Origin of the sequence: Alistipes sp. ZOR0009 (assembly GCF_000798815.1) — a bacterium.
Lineage (GTDB): Bacteria > Bacteroidota > Bacteroidia > Bacteroidales > ZOR0009 > Acetobacteroides.
Genome location: NZ_JTLD01000025.1, coordinates 1 through 25,001, shown reverse-complemented (window position 1 = coordinate 25,001; position 25,001 = coordinate 1). Strand labels below are relative to the sequence as shown.

The window sequence follows — 25,001 nt, the reverse complement described above, 5'->3', positions numbered from 1 at the left end:
CTTTTTTGAAGGAGGATAAGGCACAAATGCGAAACAATTACTACCAAGCCAGAAGCGAAAAAAGGTAGGATGAACACCATCCTACCTCCGATTATTCCTGAACAAACATCAGGAATACCTATAAACAAAACTAGTAGATCGTATTCTGAGGATCAAAGTTTGTCCATCCTTTCATCCAGTTGTCGGCATCTGCATCGCTCTTAAATGCGCCAATGTAGTCTACCTTATCAAAAAACGTATTTTGAAGTAATGCAGGAGTAAATAAATTGCTCTTTCCTACAAGCGGACTTCCTGTCGAAGGTCCATAGTTTGGAGTGCTAGCAACGCTACTTGGTTGCTTTAACTTAAGATCAGCAATATTTGTAAGGTTGCTGTTTCCTCCATTTGCACGAGAAAAATAGCCATTAGAAAATGATGGTTTTGTCTCGTCAATAGCTGTTCCATCTGTCGAAAGCGCATCCTTCCATGTTTTGTTCTTATCACTACCAAGAATGCTCATTCCTGCAAAAACAACATTTTGTACGGTTAAGTTACCTGCAGTTGCTGCCGCTTGCGTGGCACTTCCCTTATCATTTTCGACCATGATGCCCACAGGATAGCCGGTCGCAACGGTGTTAAACACATTTAGATGGGAATTGCGACGAATCTGCATTGCTGCTTGATACTGTCCTAAGCGTGAACCATTATTTGGATTCAAACCTCCTCCATCAATGTATGCCGTAGTATTCACAAAATTGCCATCTTGACCAATTGGTCCAATAAATGTAACGTTACTAAATACGGCTGATGTAAATGGTTCGGCTGACGATCCGCTCGCATTGTTATCTGATTCAAAACCGTTAGAAACAGACTGGTCTGCAATTTTAGGATTACGAACTCCCAATAAAAACTGCATTTTACCAGAAAATCCGTTATCTGTATCAAAGTCATCATCCCAACCATGGTATGCAACGAGGTATTTACCGTTAACCGAACCACCAAACCATTCGTAAGAATCGTCGTTGCTATAGGAAACCTGAACGTGATCGAAAGTAGTACCGCTACCAACAGAACCTAACGTAATGCCATTGATTTCTTGATCTGTAGCAAATGGGTATCCTGCAAATTCCACACGCACGTAACGGATTATTCCTGAGTTATCGTTATCGTTGGTTCCACCATGCTTACTCCTCAAGCCACCTTCAATACTCATGTCTCCCATGTTATTTTTGGCCTTACCTAAAATTACTAATCCACCCCAATCGCCAGGCTTACGACTTCCGGGAGCCTGTGCTGATGTAAATACGATTGGCTGCGTTGAAGTTCCTTCTGCAAAAAGTTTAGCGCCACGCTCAACTATAAGAGCAGCTTTGGTTGCTTTATCTCCCTTAATAATGGTTCCTGGTTCGATGTAAAGTTCCGAGCCATCGGTGATGTAAACCCATCCCTTAAGTGAATAAACACCTTTTTTTATTACATACTTTCCTTTTATCTCGAACTCAGCAGAGCCATCGCCAATACTTGTTCCTGACCAAACTTTTGCATCGCCTGGTACTACAGGGCCAACAGGAGAAGGATCGTCATTCTTATTACAGCCACTTATCACTGATATTAGCGCAAATGCAGCTGCTAAAAGTTTCATTTTCGTAAGCATCTTTTTCATTGCTTTTAGTTTTGAAAATTTGGTTTTTTATAGTTGAAATTCGTTTAAAACTTTACAGATATACCCAGCGAATAGCTTCTCCCTGGCGTATATTTTTGCTTTACCTGATTGCGAGTTTGCTCGCCTTTTGCAGATGAAAACTTTGCCGTTTGCTGAAGCAGCACATCCTCGTTTAGAATATTCTTAGCGGCACCATTCAGAGTTATATACCTGCTCAACTTCACATTAAAAGTCACATCGACAAGGTTACGAGGTTGCTCGTAGATATCTGGTACCGAGATGTTGCTATTCCCATTAACTTTACGACCTACACCCACAATACGCTCACCAATCACGTTATACAGCAAACCCACATTTAACTTATACCTTTCGTTCTGATAAAATAGGCCTGTATTTATAAGATATGGGGATTGTCCCTGCATTGGACGACTATGCTCTAAAGAGTTGTTACCATCAAATTGAACACGGCTGTAGATGTAAGCTGCGTTTAGCGAAAGCGAGAAGTTGGCTAGCCCAATGGCATCTAGGTTCTTTTTAGCATCAACCTCTACCCCTACGTTATTGGCGCTTTTTGCATTGGTAAACGAGTAAGTGTAACCTCCTGCATTTTCATAGTAGGTAGATTCGATAGGATTCTTAAAGTTTTTGTAGAAAAGGGCTACCGAGAACATTTCTCCTGACTTAGGGTATACTTCATACCTAAAGTCAACATTCTGAATATATGCGTTCTTGAGTTTATCGTTACCAATAACAAAGCTGAAAATATCAAAATCGTAGTATGAGGAGGTTGATAGCTCCCTAAATTCAGGACGATTGACCGTTGCGCCGTAAGCCAAACGTAGGAGCTGCTTATCGCTTATGTTGTACGATGCATTTAGCGATGGGAAGAAATCAGTGCTGCTATACTTAGAATCCTTGGTTGAAAAATCTGTTGGATCCATTGATAGGTACTTCGTTACGGTCATTTGGTTTTGCTCATACCTTACGCCACCGTATAAGTTCAGCTTATTTATAGGAAGGTTAATACCTACATATCCAGCCCCCAATGTATTACTTGCCTTATAATTATCGGTATTACGTGTTTCGTCGTAGATGTAAACCCCATTTGTTCCTAAATTTTGGGAAGTAAAAATGTCTGAGGCAGGCTGGTACTTTAAAGAGGCATTTGCTGGCGTTTCGTTGAATATGTAGTAAAACGAACGAGTATCGTAATCGCGTTTTTTATATTCGCCATATACCCCAGCCTTTAACGTTGGCTTTATAAGATCCCATCCGCTCAACTTGTACTCGTAGTTTACCCCGCCCGACATTACATGCTCACTTAGATCGGTAAAGCGACGCTTGGTATCGTTAAAATCCATCTCAAAAGGATCGTTGCTGCTATTTATATTCCTATCGTAGGAGATGGTACGTCGATCTGGTTGGTTTTTATTGGAGTATGAGTAGCCAGCACTCCACGTTAGCTTTCCCTTCTCGTCGAAGTTATGCGAACCTGCCAGCTGACCATTGTAGGTTAATCGGCTAGAGTAGATATACTCCTCCTTCTTTTGATGGTAACCGCTGTTAAACTGATCTCCTTCTCTTTCTGTCAGCCTATTTTTGCCCGACTGATTTATCAAATTACGGAATTGAATTGAATTCTTTTCGTTGGCAGCATACGAAAGGTTGAGCATTGCCCCAAACTTCGACTCCGCATTAAACTGGTTATCCACATACTTAAAAAAGTAGTTTGGACGGTCGTTAACAATATCGTACGAGCCTATAAGCGCATTCTCCATGTTATGAATGGCTTTACTGCTATTGCTATAGTTGGCTGCAACATTAACTCCAAGGCTACGACTGCTTGTTATCGAAAATTTTCTGTTCCACATCCCCGAAAAACGTTGATCGGGACGAGAAAAAGACTTGTCGTCTGATGTAGCCCAATCATTATTGAAACCTTTTTTTGATACCGCATTGATTTGAGCACCATTAGACGACAGCTCATTACTCATACGATAAGGCACAATTGAGGAGAGTTTACGTGTACCATCATCAAAACCAAGAAAATCAAGTTTCCCTTTAGGTGCCATCCTAAACTCTTTAAATTGGGTTTGATCGTTTAACCCAAGGCCATAGCTAATCTCTAAGCCTCCATTCTCGGCTACATCCTTCGTATTAATCTGGACGAAACCTCCTGAAAAATCGGCAGGATACTCTGGCGCAGGAGATTTAACAATGGTAATATTATCGAGCTGCGAGCTGGGAATCATGTCGAAAGAAAAAGCACGTGAATCGGCCTCGGAGCTAGGCACTGCTGCCCCATTCATCCATACATTATTGTAACGCTGAGATAATCCCCGAACAACAATGAACCGATCATCAATTATAGAAATACCCGGAATACGTCTAACAACTTCGGATGCATCTCGATCTTGCGTCTTTGCTATTTGCTGGCTTGAAACGCCGCTTGTAACCAGCTGCGAAGATTTTATGGAGGTAATCATCGACATCTCGGTATTCATTTTTCGGCGACGGCTAACCACAACCGCATCTAACTTTTTGGATGATTCTTCGAGATCAACGTTTAGCTCTACGATTTTTCCGGCGGCAACCTTTACCTTTTCAATTTCTATCTTCTCGTAGGAAATGAAGCTAACAACGATTGTGTAGGTTCCTGGCACAACGGCCAGCTGGTAGTCTCCGTTTATTCCGGTTGAAGTTCCAACGGGTAACCCTTTTATGGAGATGGTTGCTCCAACTAAAGTTTCCGCATTCGACTTATCCTTTACAATACCTTTTATTATTCCTTTTCCTCCTTGCTGAGCAAATGAAGAAAAACCCGCAACGCTAATCAGAAATAATAGAGTAATTCTTAAGTTCAAAGTTCTCATCTAAAGACTTCTTTTTGTGTTTCTTATTGACACTACAAAAGAAGGCCTTCAATAAGAAGTGAACTTTAAAGCGCTTTTATCAAATAATTAATTAAACTGATGTAAATATTCAATTAGGTTAACACTTTGAATAGCAAAGTACGTAACATTAACTTAAACTTAAAAAACACAAAATTCACCATATTCAATATCAGCCACATGTGCAAACAACGAATAAGGAGTCGGCAAGCTATATATTAAAATAATGCTAACAACAAGTTCGATTAGCCTATCAGCGGCTAAATAAAAGAGGACGATTTAGCGAGAAATTTCAGATTTTAGATAGGCAGTAAAACAATCAAGCAACTTTGCCCTACCTAAAATAACGATCAATTAAAGGGTAATGAATCTTCAAGAAACATAGGCCTGCTACCTTTGCCAATAAATAATCTTCGTCTATCTTCAAACGGATTAAGTAAGTTTTTCAGAATAATATGAGTTATTGATATGCACTCCTGCCGCGACGGTTCGGGTGCATTTTTTTTGCTACATCAACGAGGCAATGGTAGTACGCTTAAGAATTTCGTACGACGTATCGCGTATCTCCTTAAAGGTTTTACGGATTTTACAGCTTTGCTCGTCCTTACAAAATTCGCATGGCTGGTACGACTTCTCCGACACGCAGGGCATCATAGCAATAGGGCCTTCGAATGCCCTAAAAACATCGCTTAGCGTAATATCGTTGGCATCTACAATAAGGCAATAACCTCCCGACTTCCCCAAGCGGCTATTTACGTAGCCTAATTTTTTGAGTTCTTGTAAAATATTCTCAAGAAATCGTTTAGGAATCATTTCGCTCTCGGCAACATCGGCAATAAACGTAAACTCGTGCCCCAAAGCCTTTTCCCTGGCCAGCTTGGTAAGCGCCATGATGGCGTATCTCGTTTTTTTCGATAGCATTTTACCCCTTTTTGCTTATTTCGGTCAACTTAGCCTTATCCACAATAGATATCTTTTTCCCTTCGAGCCTAACAATTCCCTCCTTATTAAATCTCGATAGGGTATTAATTACATTCTCGTGCGAGCAGGCCGCAAACTCTGCGATCTCCTTCCTGCTTAAGGTAAATTCGAATTCGGAGTTAGCGTAAACATTATCGTTTAGATATAAAAGAATGTCGGCAATACGGCCGTTAACCTGCTTGTGAGCTAAGCTGATAAAGTTGAATATTGATGCCTGAAACATTTCTAACGAGCGCTCGAAAAGTACCATCATATAGCTGCTATGCTTCATTATGGCATTTCTAAACTCCTTACCATCAATAAGGCAGATATCGCAATCCTCTACGGCGATTATAGAAAAGATATTGGTCTCCTTAAAGAAGAGATTGGCCCCTCCCAATAGCTTGGGCCCCGAAACCACGGTCATTATAAAGTTTTTGCCGTTGTCGTTTTGGAAGTTAAACTTAACCACCCCCCGATGCATAAAAATGATGTGGGTAGAATTTCCACCCTGCTTAAATATGGTTTCGCCCTTTTTAAACTTAAGTTGGGTAGAATGCCTTCGAATTAGCTCAAAATCATCTTCCCCTAAAAAATGGCAGCTTAACCGCCTAAAAGTGCACTGATTACAGCTGAATAATGAATATCTATCTTCGCTCATATTTCATTGCTTTACGTTAATATGAAATATTTCATACAAGAATAGTAATTCTTTCATACAAATGTACACCAAACTAGTAGATATTAAACGTATTTTTACAAACAAGAGCCAATATTCGATTTTTTCGTTAACATACGCCGCCTGTAAAAAGCCGATTATCGGATTATGGCTCCCTAAATGCCGAAAGGCAACAACCACGAAGAAAGACAACTAATATAATAATGAGAAAAATTGTACTAAATGTATCGCTAGCCTGCCTACTATTGGGAAGTGCTGGTAGTGGCGTGGCACAAAAACCACTTGAAGGGCATATTACCTTATCTGGTGCATTCGCCCTCTATCCACTGGCCGTTCAATGGGCAGGAGAGTTTAAAAAGGAAAACCCTAAAGTTCGTATCGACATTTCAGCGGGAGGTGCCGGAAAAGGAATGACTGATGCCCTGAGCGGAATGGTTGATATCGGAATGGTTTCGCGTGATGTTTACCCCGAAGAGACCTCCAAGGGAGCCTATGCAATTGCGGTTGCAAAAGATGCCGTAGTGGCTGTAATGAATGCATCTAATCCTATTGCCAAAGAAATCCTCGCCAAAGGGCTAAAGCCAAGCGTTGGTAGCGCCATTTGGATTACTGGCAGCGCAAAAACATGGGGCCAAGCTTTTGGCATCAACAAAAATATACCATTGCACGTGTACACCCGCTCCGATGCATGCGGAGCCTCCGAAATATGGGCTAAGTTTTTTGGAAAAAAGCAGGAAGATCTTCTTGGTAGCGGCGTTTTTGGCGATCCAGGATTAGCCCTAGCCGTAAAGAAAGATCCGGTAGGTATTGGGTACAACAACATTGCCTATGCCTACGACTTTAAAACCAAAAGGCAGCTTGCAGGCATTCGAGTAATCCCCGTTGATGTAAATAACAACGGAAAGATTGATGCCAACGAAAACTTCTACAATACAATGGGCGAATTGGTAAAGGCCATATCGGAAGGCAAATACCCTTCGCCACCTGCCAGAGAGCTCTTTTTTGTAACCAAAGGGAAGCCCAACAGCAAGCTCGCTAAAGAGTTTATAAAGTGGGTGCTAACAAAAGGCCAAAAGTATGTAACAGCAACCGGGTATGTTGGATTGCCCAAAGCCAAAATAGATAAACAGCTAAAGGCTTTAAAGTAAAAGATGTACACAAAGCGACATATTAAAGATACCATTGCCCAGTACTACATGCTGGGCATTACCCTTTTATGCATAATGATACTTTTCATTATCGGTTGGGTAATATTTCAGAAAGCGCTGCCTGTCATACAGGAGAAAAACTTTTGGTCTCTTATTACAACCAGCAGCTGGCGTCCTTTTAAGGGGGAGTTTGGTTTTGGAGCTTACATCATAAGCACCCTTTACATTACCGCAATTGCCATCATACTAGCATTGCCTCTCTCCATCCTAGCCAGTATCTACCTAAATGAATATGCGTCCAAGCGCATACAAAGGTTTTTCTTTCCGGTTGTAGACCTACTCTCTGGTATTCCTCCTGTTATTTATGGGGTATGGGGCACGCTAACCATTGTTCCCTACATTTCGGAAAAGCTGGCTCCTAAGTTTGTTGACTTCTCTACTGGCTACAGCGTGCTGGCTGGCGGAATTGTTCTTGCCATTATGATTGTCCCGCTAATTATTAGCATCCTTACCGAGGTTTTTAAATCTATCCCCCAGGAGATGAGGGAGGCCTCGTGGTCGTTGGGGGCAACCAAGTGGCAAACGGTTAAGAAGGTGGTGCTACGTAAGTCGATGCCGGGGGTGGTTGCCGCCACGGTGCTGGCCATTTCGCGTGCATTTGGAGAAACGATGGCCGTGCTGATGGTTTGTGGCAACATGGCCATTACGCCCAGCTCGCTATTCGACTCGTGCTACCCGCTACCCGCCCTAATTGCCAACAACTACGGCGAGATGATGTCGATACCGGGCTACGAATCGGCCCTGATGTTTGCGGCTTTCCTGCTGTTTGCCATCATTGTGCTTTTCAACATTGCATCGAGGATTGTGCTCTACCATATTGAAAAGCGATACCATTAATGAAGATTAAACAAGGAGATAAATGAAGCATATCGAAGAAAAAATAGCCAAGATAGCGATGCAGCTAGCCAGCCTTGCCATTTTGGCCATGCTGCTCTACATCCTATTTGTGATTATTCGTCGGGGACTTCCCTCCCTATCGTGGGAGATGATCTCGCAGGTACCATCGGGAGGCTTTTACCTCGGAAAGGAAGGCGGCGTGCTAAACGCCATTGCCGGATCGGTGTACCTTATACTGGGGGCTGTTCTGCTAAGTATGCTTATTAGCATTCCGGCAGCCATGTACATCAACTTCTACCTCTCCAAGAAGTCGAGATTTGCCTTGGTAGCCCGCTTTACAATGGATATTCTCTTCGGAATCCCCTCCATCGTTTACGGAGCATTCGGCTTTATGCTGATGATTGCCCTAGGCATTAAGGCATCACTGCTGGGCGGTATAATAACAATGGCCTTTCTCATTACCCCTATAATGATACGGTCGATAGATGAGGTGGCCGTTATGGTGCCTCGCGACTTAATTGAGGCACCAAAGGTTTTGGGCGCCACCCGATACGAAACCATCAAGGTGGTAGTTAGGCAGCTGCTCCCCGGAATATCCACCGCCATACTGCTAGCCATAGGCCGCGGAATTGGCGATGCGGCAACCGTTTTATTTACCGCAGGCTACACCGATAACGTTCCGCATGGCGTAATGGAACCGGCCGCCTCGCTTCCCCTAGCCATTTTCTTTCAGCTAGGAAGCCCCATAGAGGAGGTACAAAACAGGGCCTACGCCTCGGCACTCATCTTAACCATCATTATTCTTGCACTTAGCTTTACGGCTCGTTTTTTTAGCCGTAAGTTTTCTAAAAACAGCCAGTAATGAACCTAAAAACCCTACATAAAAGCTTTACAAAAGAGGAGCCTAGCAAGCAGGCCCAGCAGCCTAGCGAGCCCCTCGAGTTTGGACACCTTACGGCCCACAACCTTAATGTGTACATACAAAAAAAGCACATTGTTCGAGATGTAAACCTCTCCATTCCAAAAAACAGCATTACCTGCATTATAGGTCCCTCGGGATGCGGAAAGACAACCCTGCTGCGCACCCTAAACCGCATGCACGACGAAAACGACGACATCCATGTGGAGGGGGAGCTTTACCTTAACGGAACGGATATCTACGCGGCCACCGAACGCGAAATCATCGGCATTAGAAAGAAGATGGGCCTTTTGGCGCAGCGCCCCTGCCCGCTTCCCATGTCGATCTACGAAAATATAGCCTACGGCCCTCGCATCCACGGGATGAAGGGTAAGAAGGAAATCCACCAGGTGGTAAAAAACCAGCTCTCGGCTGTTGGGCTGTGGGAGGAGGTTAAAGATCGGCTTAAATCGCCTGCCGTTCGCCTATCCATCGGTCAGCAGCAGCGGCTTTGCCTTGCCCGTGGACTAGCCGTGGAGCCCGAAATAATACTCGGGGATGAGGCTACATCGGCCCTCGATCCCATTTCGACCAAAAAGATTGAGGAGCTATTCCTCGAGCTTAAGAAGGACTATACCATCGTTTTGGTTACGCATACCCTGCGTCAGGCAAAACGAATTGCCGACTATGTGGCATTTATGTACATGGGCACGCTGGTGGAGTTCGGAACCGCCGAGCAAATCTTTAACAACCCGCAAAAACCCCTCACCAAGGAGTATATAGACGGAAGCATCAGCTAGCAAAATCCCCCTCGAAAAACTGAACAAGGGCAAAAACTACTTACTATCTAATAGTATGATAGTTAACCGCCATAAAATGGCGTATCGGCACAAGACGATACGCCATTTGGCTATTCTTTTGTTCCATTTCCCTAATAAAATGGAGCATTTCCCTAATCTTTTGTAACAAAAGACTATTCTTTTGTTACAGGAAAATAGTCTGCTGTTTCACCAACCAATTTCGTTGTTACACCAACCTATTTCCGCAAAACAAAGATCAAAGTTGGTGAAACAAAAACTTTGGTTACTCTTTCACCAACCAAATAAAGTGAAACAACAACCAATTTTTTTGCCACAAAAACTTAGTAAGATGGAACATTAGGCAAGCTTTTTGTATCATCTTCGCTAACCAAATGGCCGTACGACGGAAGGCCTAAGCCTAAAATCGAGCTTTATTTTGGCAAAAACAGCTATTTTCGGATGCCGTTGTAACTTTACGGCCATCCAAACGTCATAAAGACGTAGTAAAACAACCAGCAAATTAACTCAACCAGCGCATATGAAGAACATACTAAGAACAATACTCCTACTTACGCTAGTAGCATCGCTCCACTCCTGCGTTATAGACAACGATATTATCCCCGAAGATGTAACCAGCACCACCCGCCCAACGCCGCCTTTTGATGGGGTTGATATTAGAGATGGATTTAAGGCAAACATTTCGTGGGGACCACGCGAGCGTGTTATTGTGGAGGTGCCGGATGAGATTCAGCGATACGTTTATACCGATGTGTACAACGGGGAGCTAAGGGTCACCTTAGATAAAGGGATTAACCCCGGAAGCGTAAGGGTTAAGCAGGTGTACATCGAGCTTCCGTACCTTAACTCCATTTTGGCATCGAACAACGCAGAGGTTTACTCGCCTAGCCGTTTTAGCACCAACATTTTTAATATTGATGTTACGAGCGGGGCTTACGTTAAAGCACAAATTGATAGCGACAGGCTCGAAGCCATTGCCACCGACGCTTCCGACATAGAGGTGTACGGCGATGCTGGAACCATTTTTACAAAGGAAATTTCGGGGAATAGCCAATTCCTAGGATTTAAGCTACACGCCAATAATGCCGACCTTTTTCTACTGGGCCAAAGCCTTGCCGAGGTTTACACCACCAACAACCTTAAAGTTGAGGCATCAGGACAAAGTACGGTTCGCTTTATAGGATTTCCATCAATAATACATAAGCTTTCGGGCGGCTCGCAGATTGTTGACTACAACCGGTAGCATGGTAGCCCTAAATAATACAAGCGCGAATTGGTAGCAGAACCGATTCGCGCTTTTTTACGGATAACAATTGGGGCGTAACGTTTGGCAAATCATCTTTTTTACCTACTTTAGATGTACCTTAACTTAGAAATAACGCTATGAGCAAAAGCCAAGTACACGAGCTCGATTTCGATACTTTTAAGTGGATAGACCTGATATCTCCCTCTACAGAGCAGATCGAAAAGATAACCAAGGCGCATAACCTCGATTTCTTTTTGGTAAGCGATAGCCTAGAGCCGGGTCACCTTCCCAAAATTGAGCAGTTCGAGGAGTTTACCTTCATCATTCTAAGAGCCTACTCGGCCAAAAAGGAGGTAAACGTAACTACCGTGCAGGAGCTCTCGGATAAGGTGGCTTTTTTCATTAAAAAGGATACGCTAATCACGGTTCATCGCCCAGATTTTCCGTTTCTTACCAACATAAAGGATTCTTTAGAGCCAACCGTCACGCTTCACCAGCATATTATCCATATTTTTAGCCATATAGTCGATTCCTACACCGAGCCAGCCAGCTGGCAATCTAGCCTAATCGACGAAATGGAAAGCATCATTTTTCTGAAAGATTTAAAAAAGATTTCGCTCGAAGATCTGTACTACCAAAAAACGGAAACGCGTATCAGCAAGAAGCTGCTGCTGCTTACCCAAAACGTGCTAAACCAGTACCGCATACCGGTAGAGAACCAAACTGCGCTGCAGGATGTGAAAGATTCGGTTATAAAGCTCATTTTGGAGTACGAAGAGGCCCTCGAAGATGCAAGCAACATCATGAACACCTACCTCTCCGTGGCTGCCCAAAAAAGCAACGACGTTATGAAGCTGCTAACCATCTACTCCGCCTTCTTTTTGCCGTTAAGCTTCATTGCAGGTTTCTACGGAATGAACTTTGCCTATATGCCCGAGCTGCAATGGAAGTACGGATACGCATTTGTTATCACCATTATGGCGGCATTTGCCATCTTCCTTATTCTTTGGTTTAAAAAGAAAAGAATACTATAGCAAAAGGGGCTAGCAATCTGCTAGCCCCTAACATAATGGCCTGTCCTTACGGACATATTAGTTACATTCATGAGTTTTCCATACCATTTTCAGCCATCGCTAAAGATTTACGATCTTAACTTGGCTACAAAAAATCCGTAGTTGTAGTACTCCCTATACTCCTCAAAAAGCTGCATCTCCTCACGTATGGCTTCAAAAAGTTCGCTTGCGCTAACTCCTTCAACCTCCTCCTCTACAGCCTTAACCTTCTGCTCCAAATGGTCGTAGTAGTTTTCGGTCCATGCAGATTGCGAAAGGGTAAAGCTGGTAATCAAGTCGTATCCACAACGGTCAACTATCATTTCAATATCATCGAAACTTTTCATTTTTGGATAGTTGGATTTCCAGTAGTTCAGAATCCGTTTAGGAGGATTAGGCCTAACCCAGCATAAATCGGTAAAAGCAAAGTAGCCTTGAGGCTTAAGCAGGCGCTTCCACTTCATCAATCCCTGCTCTGGAGTAATGTGGTAAATGGCACCTTCGCACCAAATTATATCAATACTAGCAGTTGGCAGATGGATGGAGTGCATCGACTCTTCAATTCCCCTTATTCGGCTGTCAAAACCCTCGTTACGGGCTTTGGTAAGAAGCGTTTGGATAAACTCCTTGTTGCTATCCAGCGCAATAACGTTGGCATTTGTATTCTCGAGCAGCAGCATGGTTTGCGCACCTGTGCCAGCGCCAATATCTAAAATGGTTCCCTCCTTAAGATCGGTTGGAATTGCCTCTAGCGCCTTTAGTGTAGCGTTACGCTCACCAGGACCTTGTCGAGGTAAGCTGCCAAAAATCGAGTTAATCAGCTTATCCATAGCAGTAGTGTTTGCATATATAACAAAGTTAACCCAAAACAAGGCGCTTTTCAAGCGTGATATTTCCTTAAAAGCATTTAATTAAGGGTACTCCTCTAAAGTTAAATAATGGCATATGCCCTTCAATAAGCTTAATAAATTAGGTAATCTTTCCATTATTTATTTTAATTGTTAGCTTGGCTTTTTATCTTTGCATCCTATATTTAATATGCATAGTTAGATGAACGTAGAATCAATCATCTCGGATTGGTGTCTTGAAGGAGCACAAGCAATTTATGGAAAAGAGGTTACAACATCTCAGATTCAGATCCAACAGACAAAAAAGGACTTCGAAGGCGACTACACCCTAATTGTATTCCCTTTTGTAAAACTCGCTAGAAAATCTCCCGAAGCTATCGGACAAGAGATTGGCGAATACCTTTTGGCTAACGTTCGGGAAGTATCAGCATACAACGTAATTAAGGGATTCCTAAATATTAGCCTTAAGCCAGAATTTTGGGCTTCACGCCTAAATATCGCCTTGGGCACCAAAAACTTCGGTTTTGCTGAACCCAACAGCGGCAAAAGCATTATGGTCGAATACTCTTCGCCAAATACCAATAAGCCCCTACATTTAGGACACGTTCGCAACAATCTACTGGGTAATGCGGTTTCGAAAATCTTAAAAGCTAGCGGAAAAAAGGTGTACATGGTAAACCTCGTGAACGATCGTGGAATCCACATCTGCAAATCGATGGTTGCCTGGTTGCGTTTTGGTAATGGAGAAACACCTCAGTCATCGGGTAAAAAGGGTGACCATCTGGTTGGCGAATACTACGTTCGCTTCGACAAAGCTTTCCGACAGGAGGTAAAAGAGATGGTTGCTACCGGAATGGAAGAGGAAGAGGCTAAGAAAAAGGCTCCTATTATTCTTGAAGCTCAGGATATGCTCCGCAAGTGGGAAGCTAAAGATGAGGCAACCATTAGCCTTTGGAGCCAAATGAATGGCTGGGTTTACGAAGGTTTCGAAAAGACCTATAAGGATCTTGGCATCACATTCGACCGTACCTACTACGAATCTCAAACCTACCTTTTAGGAAAAGAGTTGGTTACAAAAGGTTTGGAGCAAGGCGTATTCTTCAAGAAGGAGGATGGCTCTGTTTGGATCGATCTTACTTCTGAAGGTTTAGATCAAAAGCTGCTGCTTCGCTCTGACGGAACATCGGTGTACATGACCCAAGATTTGGGCACCGCTCACCAACGTTTTGACGAGTACACCCTCGACGAACATATTTACGTAGTTGGAAATGAGCAAAACTACCACTTCCAAGTACTCCGTTTGGTACTAAAGAAGCTTGGATTTAGCTGGGCAGAGAATATCACCCACCTATCTTACGGAATGGTTGAGCTGCCAGAAGGAAAAATGAAGTCGCGCGAGGGTACTGTTGTTGATGCTGATGATTTGGTTAACGAAATGGTATCAACTGCTCGACAAATGTCTGAAGAGTTAGGCAAGCTAGAAGGGCTAACTGAAGAGCAGGCAAATGAAGTTAACAGCATGGTTGGACTAGGCGCTCTTAAATACTTTATTCTTAAGGTAGATCCTAAAAAGACAATGCTATTCGATCCTAAGGAATCTATTGACTTTAACGGAAATACAGGACCGTTTATTCAGTATACACATGCCCGCATCAAATCGGTACTACGAAAGGCAAACAGCGCAGGAATGGAGATTCCTCAAGCAATAAATACCAACCTACCATTCTCTCAAAAAGAAATCGATCTAATTAAGATGATCGACCTATACACCGAGACCGTTGAGGTTGCTGCAGAACAGCTTTCTCCTGCTATTATTGCCAACTATGTTTACGATTTGGCAAAGGAGTTCAACCAGTTCTACCACGATTCTCCAATCTTGAAGGAAGAAAACGCAGAGCTTCGCTCGATGCGCTTAGCCCTATCGATGCAGATTGCAGATATCATAAAGAGTTCTACTGGACTATTAGGAATTAGCGTACCAGAACAAATGTAGTTTTTTCGATGGGCGATGTGCGATGTGAGATATGCTTCACGAGTCGCAGCTCGCAAATCACAAATCGCAATCTAAAAAAGTAAAGATATATGTTCGAGAATTTATCCGACAGGTTAGACAGAGCGTTTAAGCTGCTGAAAGGTGAGGGCAAAATCACCGATATCAACATTGCCGAAACGGTAAAAGATATTCGTAAGGCTCTACTTGATGCCGACGTGAGCTACAAGGTGGCAAAAAACTTTACCGATGATATCAAGAAAAAAGCCCTAGGACAAGACGTGCTAACAGCCGTGAAACCAGGTCAAATGATGACCAAAATTGTTCACGACGAGCTGGTTGCTCTTATGGGTGGAGAAATGGAGGATATCGACCTTAAAGGCTCTCCTGCAGTAATTCTTATTGCAGGTCTTCAGGGATCTGGTAAAACTACCTTCTCAGGGAAGTTAGCCTCGTTTATAAAAAGCAAGAAAGGTCGCCAACCGCTACTTGTTGCAGGAGACGTTTACCGTCCTGCTGCTATACAGCAGCTTAAAATTCTGGGAGAACAAATTGGCGTTGAAGTATACACCGAAGAGGGAAGCAAGAATCCTGTAGAGATTGCTAAAAATGCCATTAAGTACGCAAAAGATAAAGGCAACAACGTCGTAATCATCGATACCGCAGGCCGTTTGGCCGTTGACGAGGCGATGATGCAGGAAGTAGAGAATATTAAAAAGGCTGTTAGTCCAAACGAAATCCTTTTTGTTGTCGACTCGATGACTGGACAAGATGCCGTAAATACTGCAAAAGAGTTCAACGATCGATTAGATTTTAATGGAGTTGTACTAACTAAGCTCGATGGTGATACCCGAGGTGGTGCTGCGCTATCTATCCGATCGGTAGTTAACAAGCCGATTAAGTTTATGAGCATGGGTGAAAAGATGGATGCGCTGCAACCATTCCACCCTGCACGTATGGCCGACCGTATCTTAGGCATGGGTGATATTGTAACCCTTGTTGAAAAAGCTCAAGAACAGTACGACGCCGAACAAGCTAGAAATCTTCAAAAAAAGATTGCCAAAGATCAGTTCAACTTCAACGACTTCCTTACCCAAATTGCGCAAATCAAGAAGATGGGTAACCTGAAGGACTTGGCAAGCATGATTCCTGGTCTAGGAAAGGCAATGAAAAATATAGACATCGATGATAATGCTTTCAAAGGTATAGAAGCAATCATTAAATCGATGACCCCACTCGAAAGAGAAAACCCTGCCGTAATTAACGGAAGCCGCCGCAAGCGTATTGCCGATGGTAGCGGAACCACCATTCAAGAGGTAAATCGTCTGCTTAAGCAGTTCGAAGATACCCGAAAGATGATGAAAATGATGGCTGGTGGACCGAGAGCTATGGGCGGCATGATGAAAGGCATGAAGGGATTAAAGCACTAACCTACGAGTAAAAACTAACCTATGAACCTAATTGACGGTAAAAAAATTGCTGCCGAAATTAAGGCTGAAATTGCAGAAGAGGTAAAAGCATTGGTGGCTAATGGCCATAAGGTGCCACACCTTGCTGCTATTATTGTTGGACATAATGGTGCTAGCGAAACCTATGTTGGCCATAAAGAAAAGGGATGTGCAGAGGTTGGCTTCAAGTCAAGCATCTTCCGTTTCGAAGAAAGCGCAACAGAGGCAGAGCTGCTAGCAACCATTAAACAGCTAAATGAAAATCCTGAAATAGATGGTTTTATTGTTCAGCTACCTCTTCCAAAGCATATAGACGAAAACAAGGTTATCGAAGCAATAGATCCAAAGAAAGATGTTGACGGATTTCATCCAATCAACGTTGGACGCATGATGATTGGACTTCCAGCCTACATCTCGGCTACACCTTACGGTATAATGGAGCTGCTTAAGCGCTATAAGATTGAAACTGCAGGAAAACATGCGGTAGTAATTGGCAGAAGCAACATCGTCGGAAGGCCAATGGCCAATCTTCTTTCACAAAAAGGATATCCAGGCGATTGTACCGTAACCATGTGCCACAGCCGGACCAAAAATCTGAACGAGGTTTGTAAGTCAGCCGATATTTTAATTGCGGCCTTAGGAGCACCTGAGTTTGTAACCAAAGAGATGGTAAAGGAGGGCGCTGTCGTAATAGACGTTGGAATTACTCGCGTTAAGTCAGAAACCTCCAAGTCTGGATGGAAGCTACTTGGCGATGTTAAATTCGACGAAGTTTCCCCTAAATGCGGCTACATCACCCCTGTTCCTGGAGGTGTCGGAGCAATGACTATTGTCGCGTTGCTAACCAACACGTTAAAAGCTTGCAAAAAGGAAATTTACCAATAAATAAAAAAGGGGTTCGAAATTCGAGCCCCTTTTTTATTTAGAACCTAAGCCCTAAAGTAAATCCTGTATTTATATAGGAAATTGTTTTAGAATGGCTCCCTAAATCAGAGTAAGTAGGCTCTGCCTTAGGTTGATCTTGTGCTCTTGCCGTCTTTTCAATATCAAACGAAACTTTCGATAAACCATACTCGACCTTTATTCCAAGATCTATGGTTTCTCCGATTGGGTAGCGAAGACGAGTACCTAGCAGTAAAGCAGGAGCATATCCCCGCTTAGCATTGATAGTTATATTTTCAAACGTTGGACTGCTTGGATTGAATGCCTTTACTTGTAAAAGATACTCCTGCTTAGCAAATTCGGTCATATTCATACCTGCGCTTCCCTTTAGATCCAGCTTAAACTTCCCGAAAGGAAAAAATTTAACCGCTCCTACTCCAAAAAAAGTTGAGTTATACCCGTTAAGATTGACTTGAGATGGCTTCGAATCGGTAAAGAAGTTCTGAAGATCACTACTATTTACCTTAAAAGCAGCAGAAAGCACCTCAATTTGAACACCCCAATCGTCTCCTACTTTGCGAGCAAAGGAGAAGGACATGCTACCTCCATTATGAGGTTTTAGCATGGTTACGCTATTCCCCGAACTGGTAAACGGAGGTAAAGCGAAGTTGTATCCCACCGAAATATCCAAATAGTACAGCCTATCCTCCACCTTATCCTGCGACAAAGCAACTGCTGATATAGCTGAAAATGCGGCAACCAATAAAGCCTTTCTCATACGATCTTATATTAAACGCAGCTCTCACATTTTTCAATGCAAGAGCTGCGATTTTTGCTATTTAGTTCTTTTCACTAACGTCCCAATCCATATCCATATCGTTCTGGAACATTTCTTCTGTCTCCTTAAACGAATCGTTGATGATTTGCATATCGAAGAACTCGGGATCATACTTCTCGCCTAGCCATTCAACCATCTCCTCGTACTCCTTGCCTTCTGGAGTTTTCATAATCTCTACAATTTCGAGATACGCAGAAATTCCTCCACAATCTTCAGGTGGACAATTACGCTTGCCTCCAACACAAAGCATGTGCTCCAACGGCTTCTTTGCATCTATAATCTTTTCTAGCGTGATGGTATGCTTCCAATCATCGGTAAAATCGTAGGTGTAAAGAATAGAATCCTTTTCATTCTTGAAAATATCTACAATATCTACCTCACTATCATCGATGATGTTGGTATCATCCAGAGCTTCTGGATCGCCGTAGTGCTTACCATCCATATGAAAATCGTAGAGGTGAGAATCGTACCACCCCATGGCAATTTGCGCGGCATAGTGAAGGTCTAGCAGCTGATTATCATCATTAAGCTGTACGCTACGCCAAATTGCAGGCTCTATGCCATTCAGCTCAATCCTAAATTGATAAATTTTACTCATAGTAATAAGATTTGGTTAATGGCTCTAACCCTTTAGGAAATTGCCTCTATACAAACTTACACTATTCCGCCAATTAAAGAAGTGTTTAGTGAAGTTCTTTTACCTAAAAACGCAGATAATTTCAAATTATTACTCGAACAGATATCTTTTAATCTACGTGCAAGAATATCGTTCTGAAACCTTGTTTTATCTACTGAATAATATAAAGATCGCCAAAGAATTGGATACCCTCTTCCCTGGCGATCAACAAATCTGATTTAATATAACAGTTTTTTCTACATATTACTATTAACAAACTGCTCGGTTTGCTGATAAAGCTTATCCGAAGCTGGAACCAGCGGTAATCTTAGCACGTTCTTACATATCCCCAACTTACTTAGCGCAGCCTTTACTCCCGTTGGATTACCTTCCGCAAAAAGCAAGTCTATTGCATCCGCCAACTTATAGACGATTGGAGTCGCTTCAGCGAATTTTCCATTCAACGCCAAATGAACCATACTGCAAAAATCTTTCGGATAGGAGTTGGCTGCTACAGAAATTACGCCATCAGCTCCTACTGCTATCTGAGGAACAACATGCGCATCATCAGCAGAAAGCACTAGGAATCCTTCAGGACGCCCTTTTAGCACCTTAATTAGCTGGTTGAAGTCGGTATTTGCCTCCTTAATAGCCACTATATTTTCAAAGTCGTTTGCCAAACGAATTATCGTTTCCGCAGTTAAATTAACCCCCGTACGACCAGGCACGTTATAAAGAATTACAGGCTTTTTAGAGGCCAACGCAATAGCTTTGTAATGCTCGTAAAGCCCTGTTTGATTAGGCTTGTTATAGTATGGCGTTACCGATAATATAGCATCGGCATGCTTATACATTTCATCATTTAAAAGGGCTATAACATCGGCAGTACAGTTTCCTCCACAGCCAACTACGATCGGTAATTTTGCCTTGTTGTTATCGTAAACATGCTTAACTACGGCCCGTTTTTCTTCTTTTGTTAAAACTGGAGTTTCTCCAGTTGTACCATGAACAACTAAATAATCGACATCGTTGGCCGATACGTAATCTACTAAGCGAGTCAACGACTCAAAATCTACACTTCCATCTTCGTTAAATGGCGTAACTAACGCTACCCCAACACCTCTTAAGTTCATAGCAATTATTTTTTCGTCTACCCAATCTTTTGAAGGTAAACCATCATCTGTTCTTCAAAAAAGCCCAAATCAACGTCACTACTAACGTCGATTATTAAATCGTAAGGAGAGTTCGGGTAGTTAATTCCACCTATCTTAAACTTAGCCATTGATGCGTTGGCTAGGTAGGTGCAAATGCCCCGCTCCATCATGGTCAAATCTATGAAATAATCATGATTTTTTTGAAGTACTTCCAAAATCTTATCGCTTTTGGGCACCCCATACCACTTAATATCCTGATGACCTATGTAGTAAAAATTTTCCTTATCGTCTAACTTTTCTTGAGCATCTGTACGCTTACTAACCAGCACCACGTCAACCGCAGCACCCCGACGCTCAAACTGCCCTATAAAATTGTATAAATCGGTAGATATGGTAGCACCATCAACCCGATAAAGCAGCACAACGCTCTTTACCTGATTGAGAGGCGTAAATCGTCGTATTCGGCTTGCAGAAACTTTGGAACGAATAGACTCTAAAGCTCGTTTTTCTAACTTTTTCTTTAATGTAGCAAACATATACTAGCTATTAATCAAATCTTTTAATTCTGATAGGCTGATCATTTTAGTTCCCAGCTTATTTGCCTTTTCCAATTTTGCTGGACCCATATTCTCGCCAACAACCAGATAGCTTAAGTTTCCCGAGATGCTACTCACCACCTTACCTCCATTCTCCTCTATAAGACTTTTTATCTCGTCTCTAGCAATCTCAAATGTACCACTAATTACAAATGTAAAATTATTTAGCTTATCAGATGCTCTTGCCACCTCTTTTATAACCATTTGTACGCCATTAGCCCGTAAACGTTCCAGCTGCTCTACATTTTTCGGCTCCTTAAAATGGTGAATGATGCTTTCGGCTATTTTTTCTCCAACCTCTTCGACCTGCAGCAGCTCTTCGTAAGGCGCCGCCATTAGGCTATCTATGCTTTTGAAATGGGCTGCCAGCTTTTTCGCTGTAACCTCTCCTACATAACGAATGCCAAGCGCATATAGTACCCGTTCAAAAGGTACCTGCTTCGAATTTTCAATACTTTTAATGATATTGCTAGCGGACTTGGCTCCCATCCGCTCTAGGTTCTTCAGCTGTTCAACCTCTAGATTATATAAGTCCGCGATATCCCTTATTAGCCCTTCGCGGTACACCAGCTCCGCCGTTTCGCTCCCCAGACCATCTATATTCATGGCCTTTCGGCTGATAAAATGCTCCAACCTACCAACTATTTGAGGGGGACACTCGGCGTCATTAGGGCAAAAATGCTTGGCCTCCCCTTCTTCACGTACAAGCAAAGTACCGCACTCTGGGCAATGCGTTATGTACTTAAAAGGCACAAGTCCACTACCTCTTCGATCCATATCAACACCAACCACCTTAGGTATAATTTCTCCCCCTTTTTCCACCAGCACATAGTCGTTGATGCGCAGATCTAGCAGCTCTATCTGATCTGCATTATGAAGGGAAGCTCGCTTTACCGTTGTTCCGGCCAGCTGAACAGGCTCCAGGTTTGCCACCGGTGTAATTGCCCCTGTACGCCCCACTTGAAAGTCGACGCTAAGCAGCTTTGTTGACGCCTGCTCGGCTTTAAACTTATAGGCGACAGCCCAACGCGGGGATTTTGCCGTAAAGCCCAACTCTACTTGATGAGCCAAGCTATCAACCTTAATAACCACACCATCGGTATCGTAAGGAAGGTTATGACGCTCCTCATCCCATCTTTCTATGAAAGCAACCACCTCTTCGATTGTTGTACATAGCATAGCATGCTCCGACACCTTAAAGCCCCAGCTACGCATCGACAGCAAATTGCAGTAATGGCTCTCTGTGGGAAGCTGATCACCGTTCAGGAAATACAGATAACAGTCGAGACCACGCTTAGCAACAACCGATGAGTTTTGCATTTTCAGAGTTCCTGCGGCTGCATTACGAGGGTTAGCAAATGGCTGTTCGCCTATTTCCTCACGTTCTGCATTAAGCCTATTAAAAGAAGCATGAGGCAGAATTATTTCTCCGCGAACTTCAAAATCCGCAGGAAAATCGTTACCCCTAAGCTTTAGAGGAATACTACGAATCGTACGAACGTTTGCAGTAACATCATCCCCTTTAACTCCGTCGCCACGAGTAACGGCACGAACCATCTCGCCGTTTTGATAGGTAATACCAATGGCTGTACCATCAAACTTAAGCTCGCAAACATAGGAAACATCGCTCACTACCTTACGAATGCGAGTGTCAAAATCACGAAGTTCCTCCACCGAATAAACGTTGGATAGAGAAAGCATAGGATAGCGGTGCTGCACCTGGGTAAAAGCTTGATTGAGGTCGCTACCGACACGCTGCGAAGGCGAGTTTACATCAGCCAACTCGGGATACTGCACCTCAAGCGCCTGCAGCTCCTTCATATGCATGTCGTACTCGTAGTCTGTTATGGATGGATTATTGAGCACATAGTACTCGTAGTTGGCTTGCTCTAGCAGTTTTTTAAGCTTCTCGGCCTTTGCAAGTATATCATTGGTTATCATTTGTGGCAATTTTGAGCAAAAGTACTTTTGAAATTTGAGAAAAAACAACACTATATTCCCTGTTAAGTTAAATTATTTCTTTCAATAATTGATATTTTTACGAAAAAGTGTGTCGCATGGAAGTGATGGATTGGGATATTGATGAAAGGAAAGAGCTTCTGGACAGATTCAGAAGCCTATACAAAGCCTGCAGGAAGAGCAGCTCGGCTGAAGAGCTAACCTTTTTGAAGAGGTCGTTCCGCATTGCGGCGCATGCCCACCGCGAAAAACGTCGCGAGAATGGCGACCCCTTTATTTTTCATGCCTTGGCGGTTGCCAGCATTGTGGTAGAAGAAATGGGGCTTAACGGCACTGCAGCCGTTTCCGTACTGCTACACGAGACCTTTAGAATCGGGCAGCTAACCGACGAAACCGTTCAGAAAGAGTACAACGGGGAGATTGCCAACATTGTAAAGGGGCTCAATAAGATTTCTGAAATTGATCCGAAGGCCAACGCCGCCGAGGCCGAAAACTACCGGCAGCTGGTAATATCCTACTCGGCCGATCCGCGCGTTATCCTCATTAAGCTTGCCGATAGGCTCGACGTGATGCGCCACCTCTACTTCTTCACGCCCGAAAAGCAGCTGAAGAAGGCCAAGGAGACGCTCAACTTGTACGCCCCCCTAGCCCATAGGCTAGGTCTTTACTCGGTGAAATCGGAGATGGAGGATCTCTCGCTAAAACATACCGACCCTGCCGACTATAAGCACATCGTCACCAAGCTAGAAGAAACCGCCAAAGAGCGTAATACCTACATAGGCAAGTTCATCAAACCAATACTGGACGGGCTACAGCAGCACGGACTACAGTTTGAGGTAAAGAGCCGCACCAAGTCCATCTTCTCCATATGGAGAAAGATGAAGAAACAAGGCATTCCCTTTGAGGAGGTGTTTGATCTATTTGCCATACGCATCATCCTGAATAGCGAGCTGAGCATGGAAAAAGCCGACTGCTGGCGAGCTTACTCCATCGTTACGGAAAAGTATATCCCCAACCCCGAGCGCATGCGCGACTGGATATCGGTACCCAAATCGAACGGGTATGAGAGCCTACACGCCACCGTTATTGGGCCAGAAGGGAAATGGGTAGAGGTGCAAATCCGCACCCAACGCATGGACGACGTGGCCGAGCTCGGTATCGCCGCGCACTGGAAGTACAAGGGAATTAAGCAAGGCCACGGCATAGACGACTGGCTTAGCGACCTACGTACCCTGCTAGAGCAAGCCGAAGATCCAAACGAAATGGTGGAAAGCCTTAAGCAGCTCGAAAGCTACCAAAAAGAAATATTCGTATTTACCCCCAACGGCGATCTAAAGAAGATGCCTGCCGGATCGTCGATACTCGACTTTGCCTTTGAGGTGCACTCCAAGCTGGGCGTATCGTGCGTAGGCGGCCGCATCAACAACAAGCTTGCCTCCATAAAGGATAAGCTCAAGAACGGCGACCAGGTGGAGATCATCATCTCCAAAAACCAGAAACCAACCAAGGATTGGCTATCGTTTGTTATCACCTCTAAGGCTAGAGGAAAGATTAAGCAAAGCCTTAAAGAGGAAGAGCTGAAGGTGGTAAACCTCGGCAAAGAGCTCCTTTCGCGCAGGTTGAAGAACTGGAAGCTGGAGTTTCCTGACGAAATGGCCTCGCAGTTCATCAAAAAGAATAAGATAAAGTCGATTACCGATTTTTACGCCATGCTGGGTAACGGAAAAATCGACGTAGCCGTAATTAAGGACTACATAGAAAATAGCCAAACCGAAGAGAAGAGTGCCAGCCACGAGATACAGCAGTTCCAAACCTCGAAGGAGCCCGAAAGCGGCGACTACCTGGTTATAGACGAAAATCTAGCCAACGTGGAGTACAAGCTGGCAACCTGCTGCAACCCCATATTTGGCGACGACATCTTTGGCTTTGTAACCATCACCCATGGCATAAAGATACACCGCAACACCTGCCCCAATGCCAAAAGCATGCACGAGCGCTACCCCTACCGCATCATCAAGGCTAAGTGGCAGCAAACGCGCGAAACCAACTCGTTCCAAACCACCATCCGCATTATTGGGGAGGATTCGATGGGGCTATTTACCCGAATATCGGAGGTGCTCTCCAAGGAGATGAAGGTGAACCTGCGTTCGGCATCGTTCAACACCCGTGGTGGCCTTTTTGAGGGGAAGGTAAAGGTGTACGTGGAGAATATCAAGCAGCTCGACATGATTATCTACCGCATAAACCGGATAAAGGGAGTTATAAAAGCCAGCCGCGTAGCCACATCGGAGTAACGGCAACCAGAATAGCATCAGCGGCGCATCCACAAGGTGCGCCGCTGATGCTGCTAAATGCCCCTCCTCCGGTTGCTCGTGCACAGGAAAGGCTGGTGGCTACATTTTCATTCGATATTGCCTTTCGCCAACGCCTCCGGGAGCA

Annotated in this window: 21 protein-coding genes; 10 read left to right on the top strand and 11 right to left on the bottom strand. The window is 43.6% G+C overall.

Going from position 1 to position 25,001, the window contains the following annotated elements:
- Positions 1–130: 130 nt before the first annotated feature.
- From L990_RS08330 to L990_RS08315, 4 genes are all read right to left on the bottom strand, one after another.
- Positions 131–1,642 carry a hypothetical protein gene (locus L990_RS08330; protein WP_081981653.1) on the bottom strand — a complete coding sequence of 504 codons (1,512 nt, stop codon included), beginning with the start codon at positions 1,640–1,642 and terminating at the stop codon, positions 131–133.
- A gap of 44 nt (positions 1,643–1,686) precedes the next feature.
- Entirely contained in the window at positions 1,687–4,515 is a 2,829-nt protein-coding gene (locus L990_RS08325; protein ID WP_047447601.1) for a TonB-dependent receptor, read from the bottom strand.
- Positions 4,516–5,040: 525 nt separating this feature from the next.
- A complete protein-coding gene (locus L990_RS08320; protein WP_047447599.1) occupies positions 5,041–5,454 on the bottom strand; it encodes an RrF2 family transcriptional regulator in 414 nt (137 codons plus the stop codon).
- Between the two features lies 1 nt (position 5,455).
- Positions 5,456–6,154, bottom strand: a complete 699-nt coding sequence (locus L990_RS08315) for a Crp/Fnr family transcriptional regulator (protein ID WP_047447596.1) — start codon at positions 6,152–6,154, stop codon at positions 5,456–5,458.
- 221 nt (positions 6,155–6,375) lie between these two features.
- Here L990_RS08315 and L990_RS19950 point away from each other — a divergent pair, with 221 nt between their 5' ends.
- From L990_RS19950 to L990_RS08285, 6 genes are all read left to right on the top strand, one after another.
- The gene (locus L990_RS19950) at positions 6,376–7,320 is read left to right on the top strand and encodes a PstS family phosphate ABC transporter substrate-binding protein (protein WP_047447594.1); all 945 of its coding nucleotides are present in this window, start codon (positions 6,376–6,378) and stop codon (positions 7,318–7,320) included.
- A gap of 3 nt (positions 7,321–7,323) precedes the next feature.
- The gene (pstC, locus tag L990_RS19945; RefSeq protein ID WP_047447592.1) at positions 7,324–8,217 is read left to right on the top strand and encodes a phosphate ABC transporter permease subunit PstC; all 894 of its coding nucleotides are present in this window, start codon (positions 7,324–7,326) and stop codon (positions 8,215–8,217) included.
- A 22-nt stretch (positions 8,218–8,239) separates the two neighbouring features.
- Positions 8,240–9,079, top strand: coding sequence for a PstA family ABC transporter permease (locus L990_RS08300; protein WP_047447590.1), 840 nt, complete (start codon positions 8,240–8,242; stop codon positions 9,077–9,079).
- Complete coding sequence (locus L990_RS08295) at positions 9,079–9,915, top strand: phosphate ABC transporter ATP-binding protein (RefSeq protein WP_081981652.1); 837 nt, start codon at positions 9,079–9,081, stop codon at positions 9,913–9,915. The genes L990_RS08300 and L990_RS08295 overlap by 1 nt, the downstream gene beginning before the upstream one ends.
- 538 nt (positions 9,916–10,453) lie before the next feature.
- Positions 10,454–11,176 carry a GIN domain-containing protein gene (locus L990_RS08290; protein WP_047447589.1) on the top strand — a complete coding sequence of 241 codons (723 nt, stop codon included), beginning with the start codon at positions 10,454–10,456 and terminating at the stop codon, positions 11,174–11,176.
- Between the two features lie 140 nt (positions 11,177–11,316).
- Entirely contained in the window at positions 11,317–12,213 is an 897-nt protein-coding gene (locus L990_RS08285; protein ID WP_047447586.1) for a CorA family divalent cation transporter, read from the top strand.
- A 107-nt stretch (positions 12,214–12,320) separates the two neighbouring features.
- On the opposite strand, the gene L990_RS08280 is transcribed toward L990_RS08285, so the two are convergent.
- Positions 12,321–13,061 carry a class I SAM-dependent methyltransferase gene (locus tag L990_RS08280; RefSeq protein WP_047447584.1) on the bottom strand — a complete coding sequence of 247 codons (741 nt, stop codon included), beginning with the start codon at positions 13,059–13,061 and terminating at the stop codon, positions 12,321–12,323.
- A gap of 220 nt (positions 13,062–13,281) precedes the next feature.
- Here L990_RS08280 and argS point away from each other — a divergent pair, with 220 nt between their 5' ends.
- The 3 genes from argS to folD all read left to right on the top strand — a co-directional run bounded on the left by argS (position 13,282) and on the right by folD (position 17,402).
- Positions 13,282–15,072, top strand: a complete 1,791-nt coding sequence (gene argS, locus L990_RS08275) for an arginine--tRNA ligase (RefSeq protein WP_047447582.1) — start codon at positions 13,282–13,284, stop codon at positions 15,070–15,072.
- An 89-nt stretch (positions 15,073–15,161) separates the two neighbouring features.
- On the top strand, positions 15,162–16,499 hold the full coding sequence (gene ffh, locus L990_RS08270) for a signal recognition particle protein (RefSeq protein ID WP_047447580.1): 1,338 nt from the start codon (positions 15,162–15,164) through the stop codon (positions 16,497–16,499).
- A 21-nt stretch (positions 16,500–16,520) separates the two neighbouring features.
- A complete protein-coding gene (gene folD, locus L990_RS08265; protein WP_047447578.1) occupies positions 16,521–17,402 on the top strand; it encodes a bifunctional methylenetetrahydrofolate dehydrogenase/methenyltetrahydrofolate cyclohydrolase FolD in 882 nt (293 codons plus the stop codon).
- Positions 17,403–17,439: 37 nt separating this feature from the next.
- Here folD and L990_RS08260 read toward each other — a convergent pair whose 3' ends face one another.
- From L990_RS08260 to ligA, 5 genes are all read right to left on the bottom strand, one after another.
- The gene (locus tag L990_RS08260; protein ID WP_047447576.1) at positions 17,440–18,177 is read right to left on the bottom strand and encodes a hypothetical protein; all 738 of its coding nucleotides are present in this window, start codon (positions 18,175–18,177) and stop codon (positions 17,440–17,442) included.
- A gap of 61 nt (positions 18,178–18,238) precedes the next feature.
- On the bottom strand, positions 18,239–18,835 hold the full coding sequence (locus L990_RS08255) for a plasmid pRiA4b ORF-3 family protein (protein ID WP_052180854.1): 597 nt from the start codon (positions 18,833–18,835) through the stop codon (positions 18,239–18,241).
- 275 nt (positions 18,836–19,110) lie between these two features.
- Complete coding sequence (dapA, locus tag L990_RS08250; protein WP_052180853.1) at positions 19,111–19,986, bottom strand: 4-hydroxy-tetrahydrodipicolinate synthase; 876 nt, start codon at positions 19,984–19,986, stop codon at positions 19,111–19,113.
- A 17-nt stretch (positions 19,987–20,003) separates the two neighbouring features.
- Complete coding sequence (locus L990_RS08245; RefSeq protein WP_047447573.1) at positions 20,004–20,543, bottom strand: DUF6913 domain-containing protein; 540 nt, start codon at positions 20,541–20,543, stop codon at positions 20,004–20,006.
- A gap of 3 nt (positions 20,544–20,546) precedes the next feature.
- Positions 20,547–22,544, bottom strand: a complete 1,998-nt coding sequence (gene ligA / locus L990_RS08240) for an NAD-dependent DNA ligase LigA (protein ID WP_047447571.1) — start codon at positions 22,542–22,544, stop codon at positions 20,547–20,549.
- Between the two features lie 116 nt (positions 22,545–22,660).
- Between ligA and L990_RS08235 the strand changes: the two genes are divergently transcribed.
- Positions 22,661–24,856: a RelA/SpoT family protein gene (locus tag L990_RS08235; protein WP_047447569.1), complete on the top strand. Its 2,196-nt coding sequence runs from the start codon at positions 22,661–22,663 to the stop codon at positions 24,854–24,856.
- Here the strand turns inward: L990_RS08235 and L990_RS20370 are convergent.
- A partial coding sequence (locus L990_RS20370) for a hypothetical protein (protein ID WP_231562265.1) occupies positions 24,822–25,001 on the bottom strand: 180 nt, incomplete at its 5' end. The two genes, L990_RS08235 and L990_RS20370, sit on opposite strands and share 35 nt — an antisense overlap.

What these genes read in the sequence shown, in the direction of transcription:
- L990_RS08330 (WP_081981653.1), bottom strand. Translation starts at nt 1,642, where the DNA reads ATGAAAAAGATGCTTACGAAAATGAAACTTTTAGCAGCTGCATTTGCG.
- L990_RS08325 (WP_047447601.1), bottom strand. Translation starts at nt 4,515, where the DNA reads ATGAGAACTTTGAACTTAAGAATTACTCTATTATTTCTGATTAGCGTT.
- L990_RS08320 (WP_047447599.1), bottom strand. Translation starts at nt 5,454, where the DNA reads ATGCTATCGAAAAAAACGAGATACGCCATCATGGCGCTTACCAAGCTG.
- L990_RS08315 (WP_047447596.1), bottom strand. Translation starts at nt 6,154, where the DNA reads ATGAGCGAAGATAGATATTCATTATTCAGCTGTAATCAGTGCACTTTT.
- L990_RS19950 (WP_047447594.1), top strand. Translation starts at nt 6,376, where the DNA reads ATGAGAAAAATTGTACTAAATGTATCGCTAGCCTGCCTACTATTGGGA.
- pstC (WP_047447592.1), top strand. Translation starts at nt 7,324, where the DNA reads ATGTACACAAAGCGACATATTAAAGATACCATTGCCCAGTACTACATG.
- L990_RS08300 (WP_047447590.1), top strand. Translation starts at nt 8,240, where the DNA reads ATGAAGCATATCGAAGAAAAAATAGCCAAGATAGCGATGCAGCTAGCC.
- L990_RS08295 (WP_081981652.1), top strand. Translation starts at nt 9,079, where the DNA reads ATGAACCTAAAAACCCTACATAAAAGCTTTACAAAAGAGGAGCCTAGC.
- L990_RS08290 (WP_047447589.1), top strand. Translation starts at nt 10,454, where the DNA reads ATGAAGAACATACTAAGAACAATACTCCTACTTACGCTAGTAGCATCG.
- L990_RS08285 (WP_047447586.1), top strand. Translation starts at nt 11,317, where the DNA reads ATGAGCAAAAGCCAAGTACACGAGCTCGATTTCGATACTTTTAAGTGG.
- L990_RS08280 (WP_047447584.1), bottom strand. Translation starts at nt 13,061, where the DNA reads ATGGATAAGCTGATTAACTCGATTTTTGGCAGCTTACCTCGACAAGGT.
- argS (WP_047447582.1), top strand. Translation starts at nt 13,282, where the DNA reads ATGAACGTAGAATCAATCATCTCGGATTGGTGTCTTGAAGGAGCACAA.
- ffh (WP_047447580.1), top strand. Translation starts at nt 15,162, where the DNA reads ATGTTCGAGAATTTATCCGACAGGTTAGACAGAGCGTTTAAGCTGCTG.
- folD (WP_047447578.1), top strand. Translation starts at nt 16,521, where the DNA reads ATGAACCTAATTGACGGTAAAAAAATTGCTGCCGAAATTAAGGCTGAA.
- L990_RS08260 (WP_047447576.1), bottom strand. Translation starts at nt 18,177, where the DNA reads ATGAGAAAGGCTTTATTGGTTGCCGCATTTTCAGCTATATCAGCAGTT.
- L990_RS08255 (WP_052180854.1), bottom strand. Translation starts at nt 18,835, where the DNA reads ATGAGTAAAATTTATCAATTTAGGATTGAGCTGAATGGCATAGAGCCT.
- dapA (WP_052180853.1), bottom strand. Translation starts at nt 19,986, where the DNA reads ATGAACTTAAGAGGTGTTGGGGTAGCGTTAGTTACGCCATTTAACGAA.
- L990_RS08245 (WP_047447573.1), bottom strand. Translation starts at nt 20,543, where the DNA reads ATGTTTGCTACATTAAAGAAAAAGTTAGAAAAACGAGCTTTAGAGTCT.
- ligA (WP_047447571.1), bottom strand. Translation starts at nt 22,544, where the DNA reads ATGATAACCAATGATATACTTGCAAAGGCCGAGAAGCTTAAAAAACTG.
- L990_RS08235 (WP_047447569.1), top strand. Translation starts at nt 22,661, where the DNA reads ATGGAAGTGATGGATTGGGATATTGATGAAAGGAAAGAGCTTCTGGAC.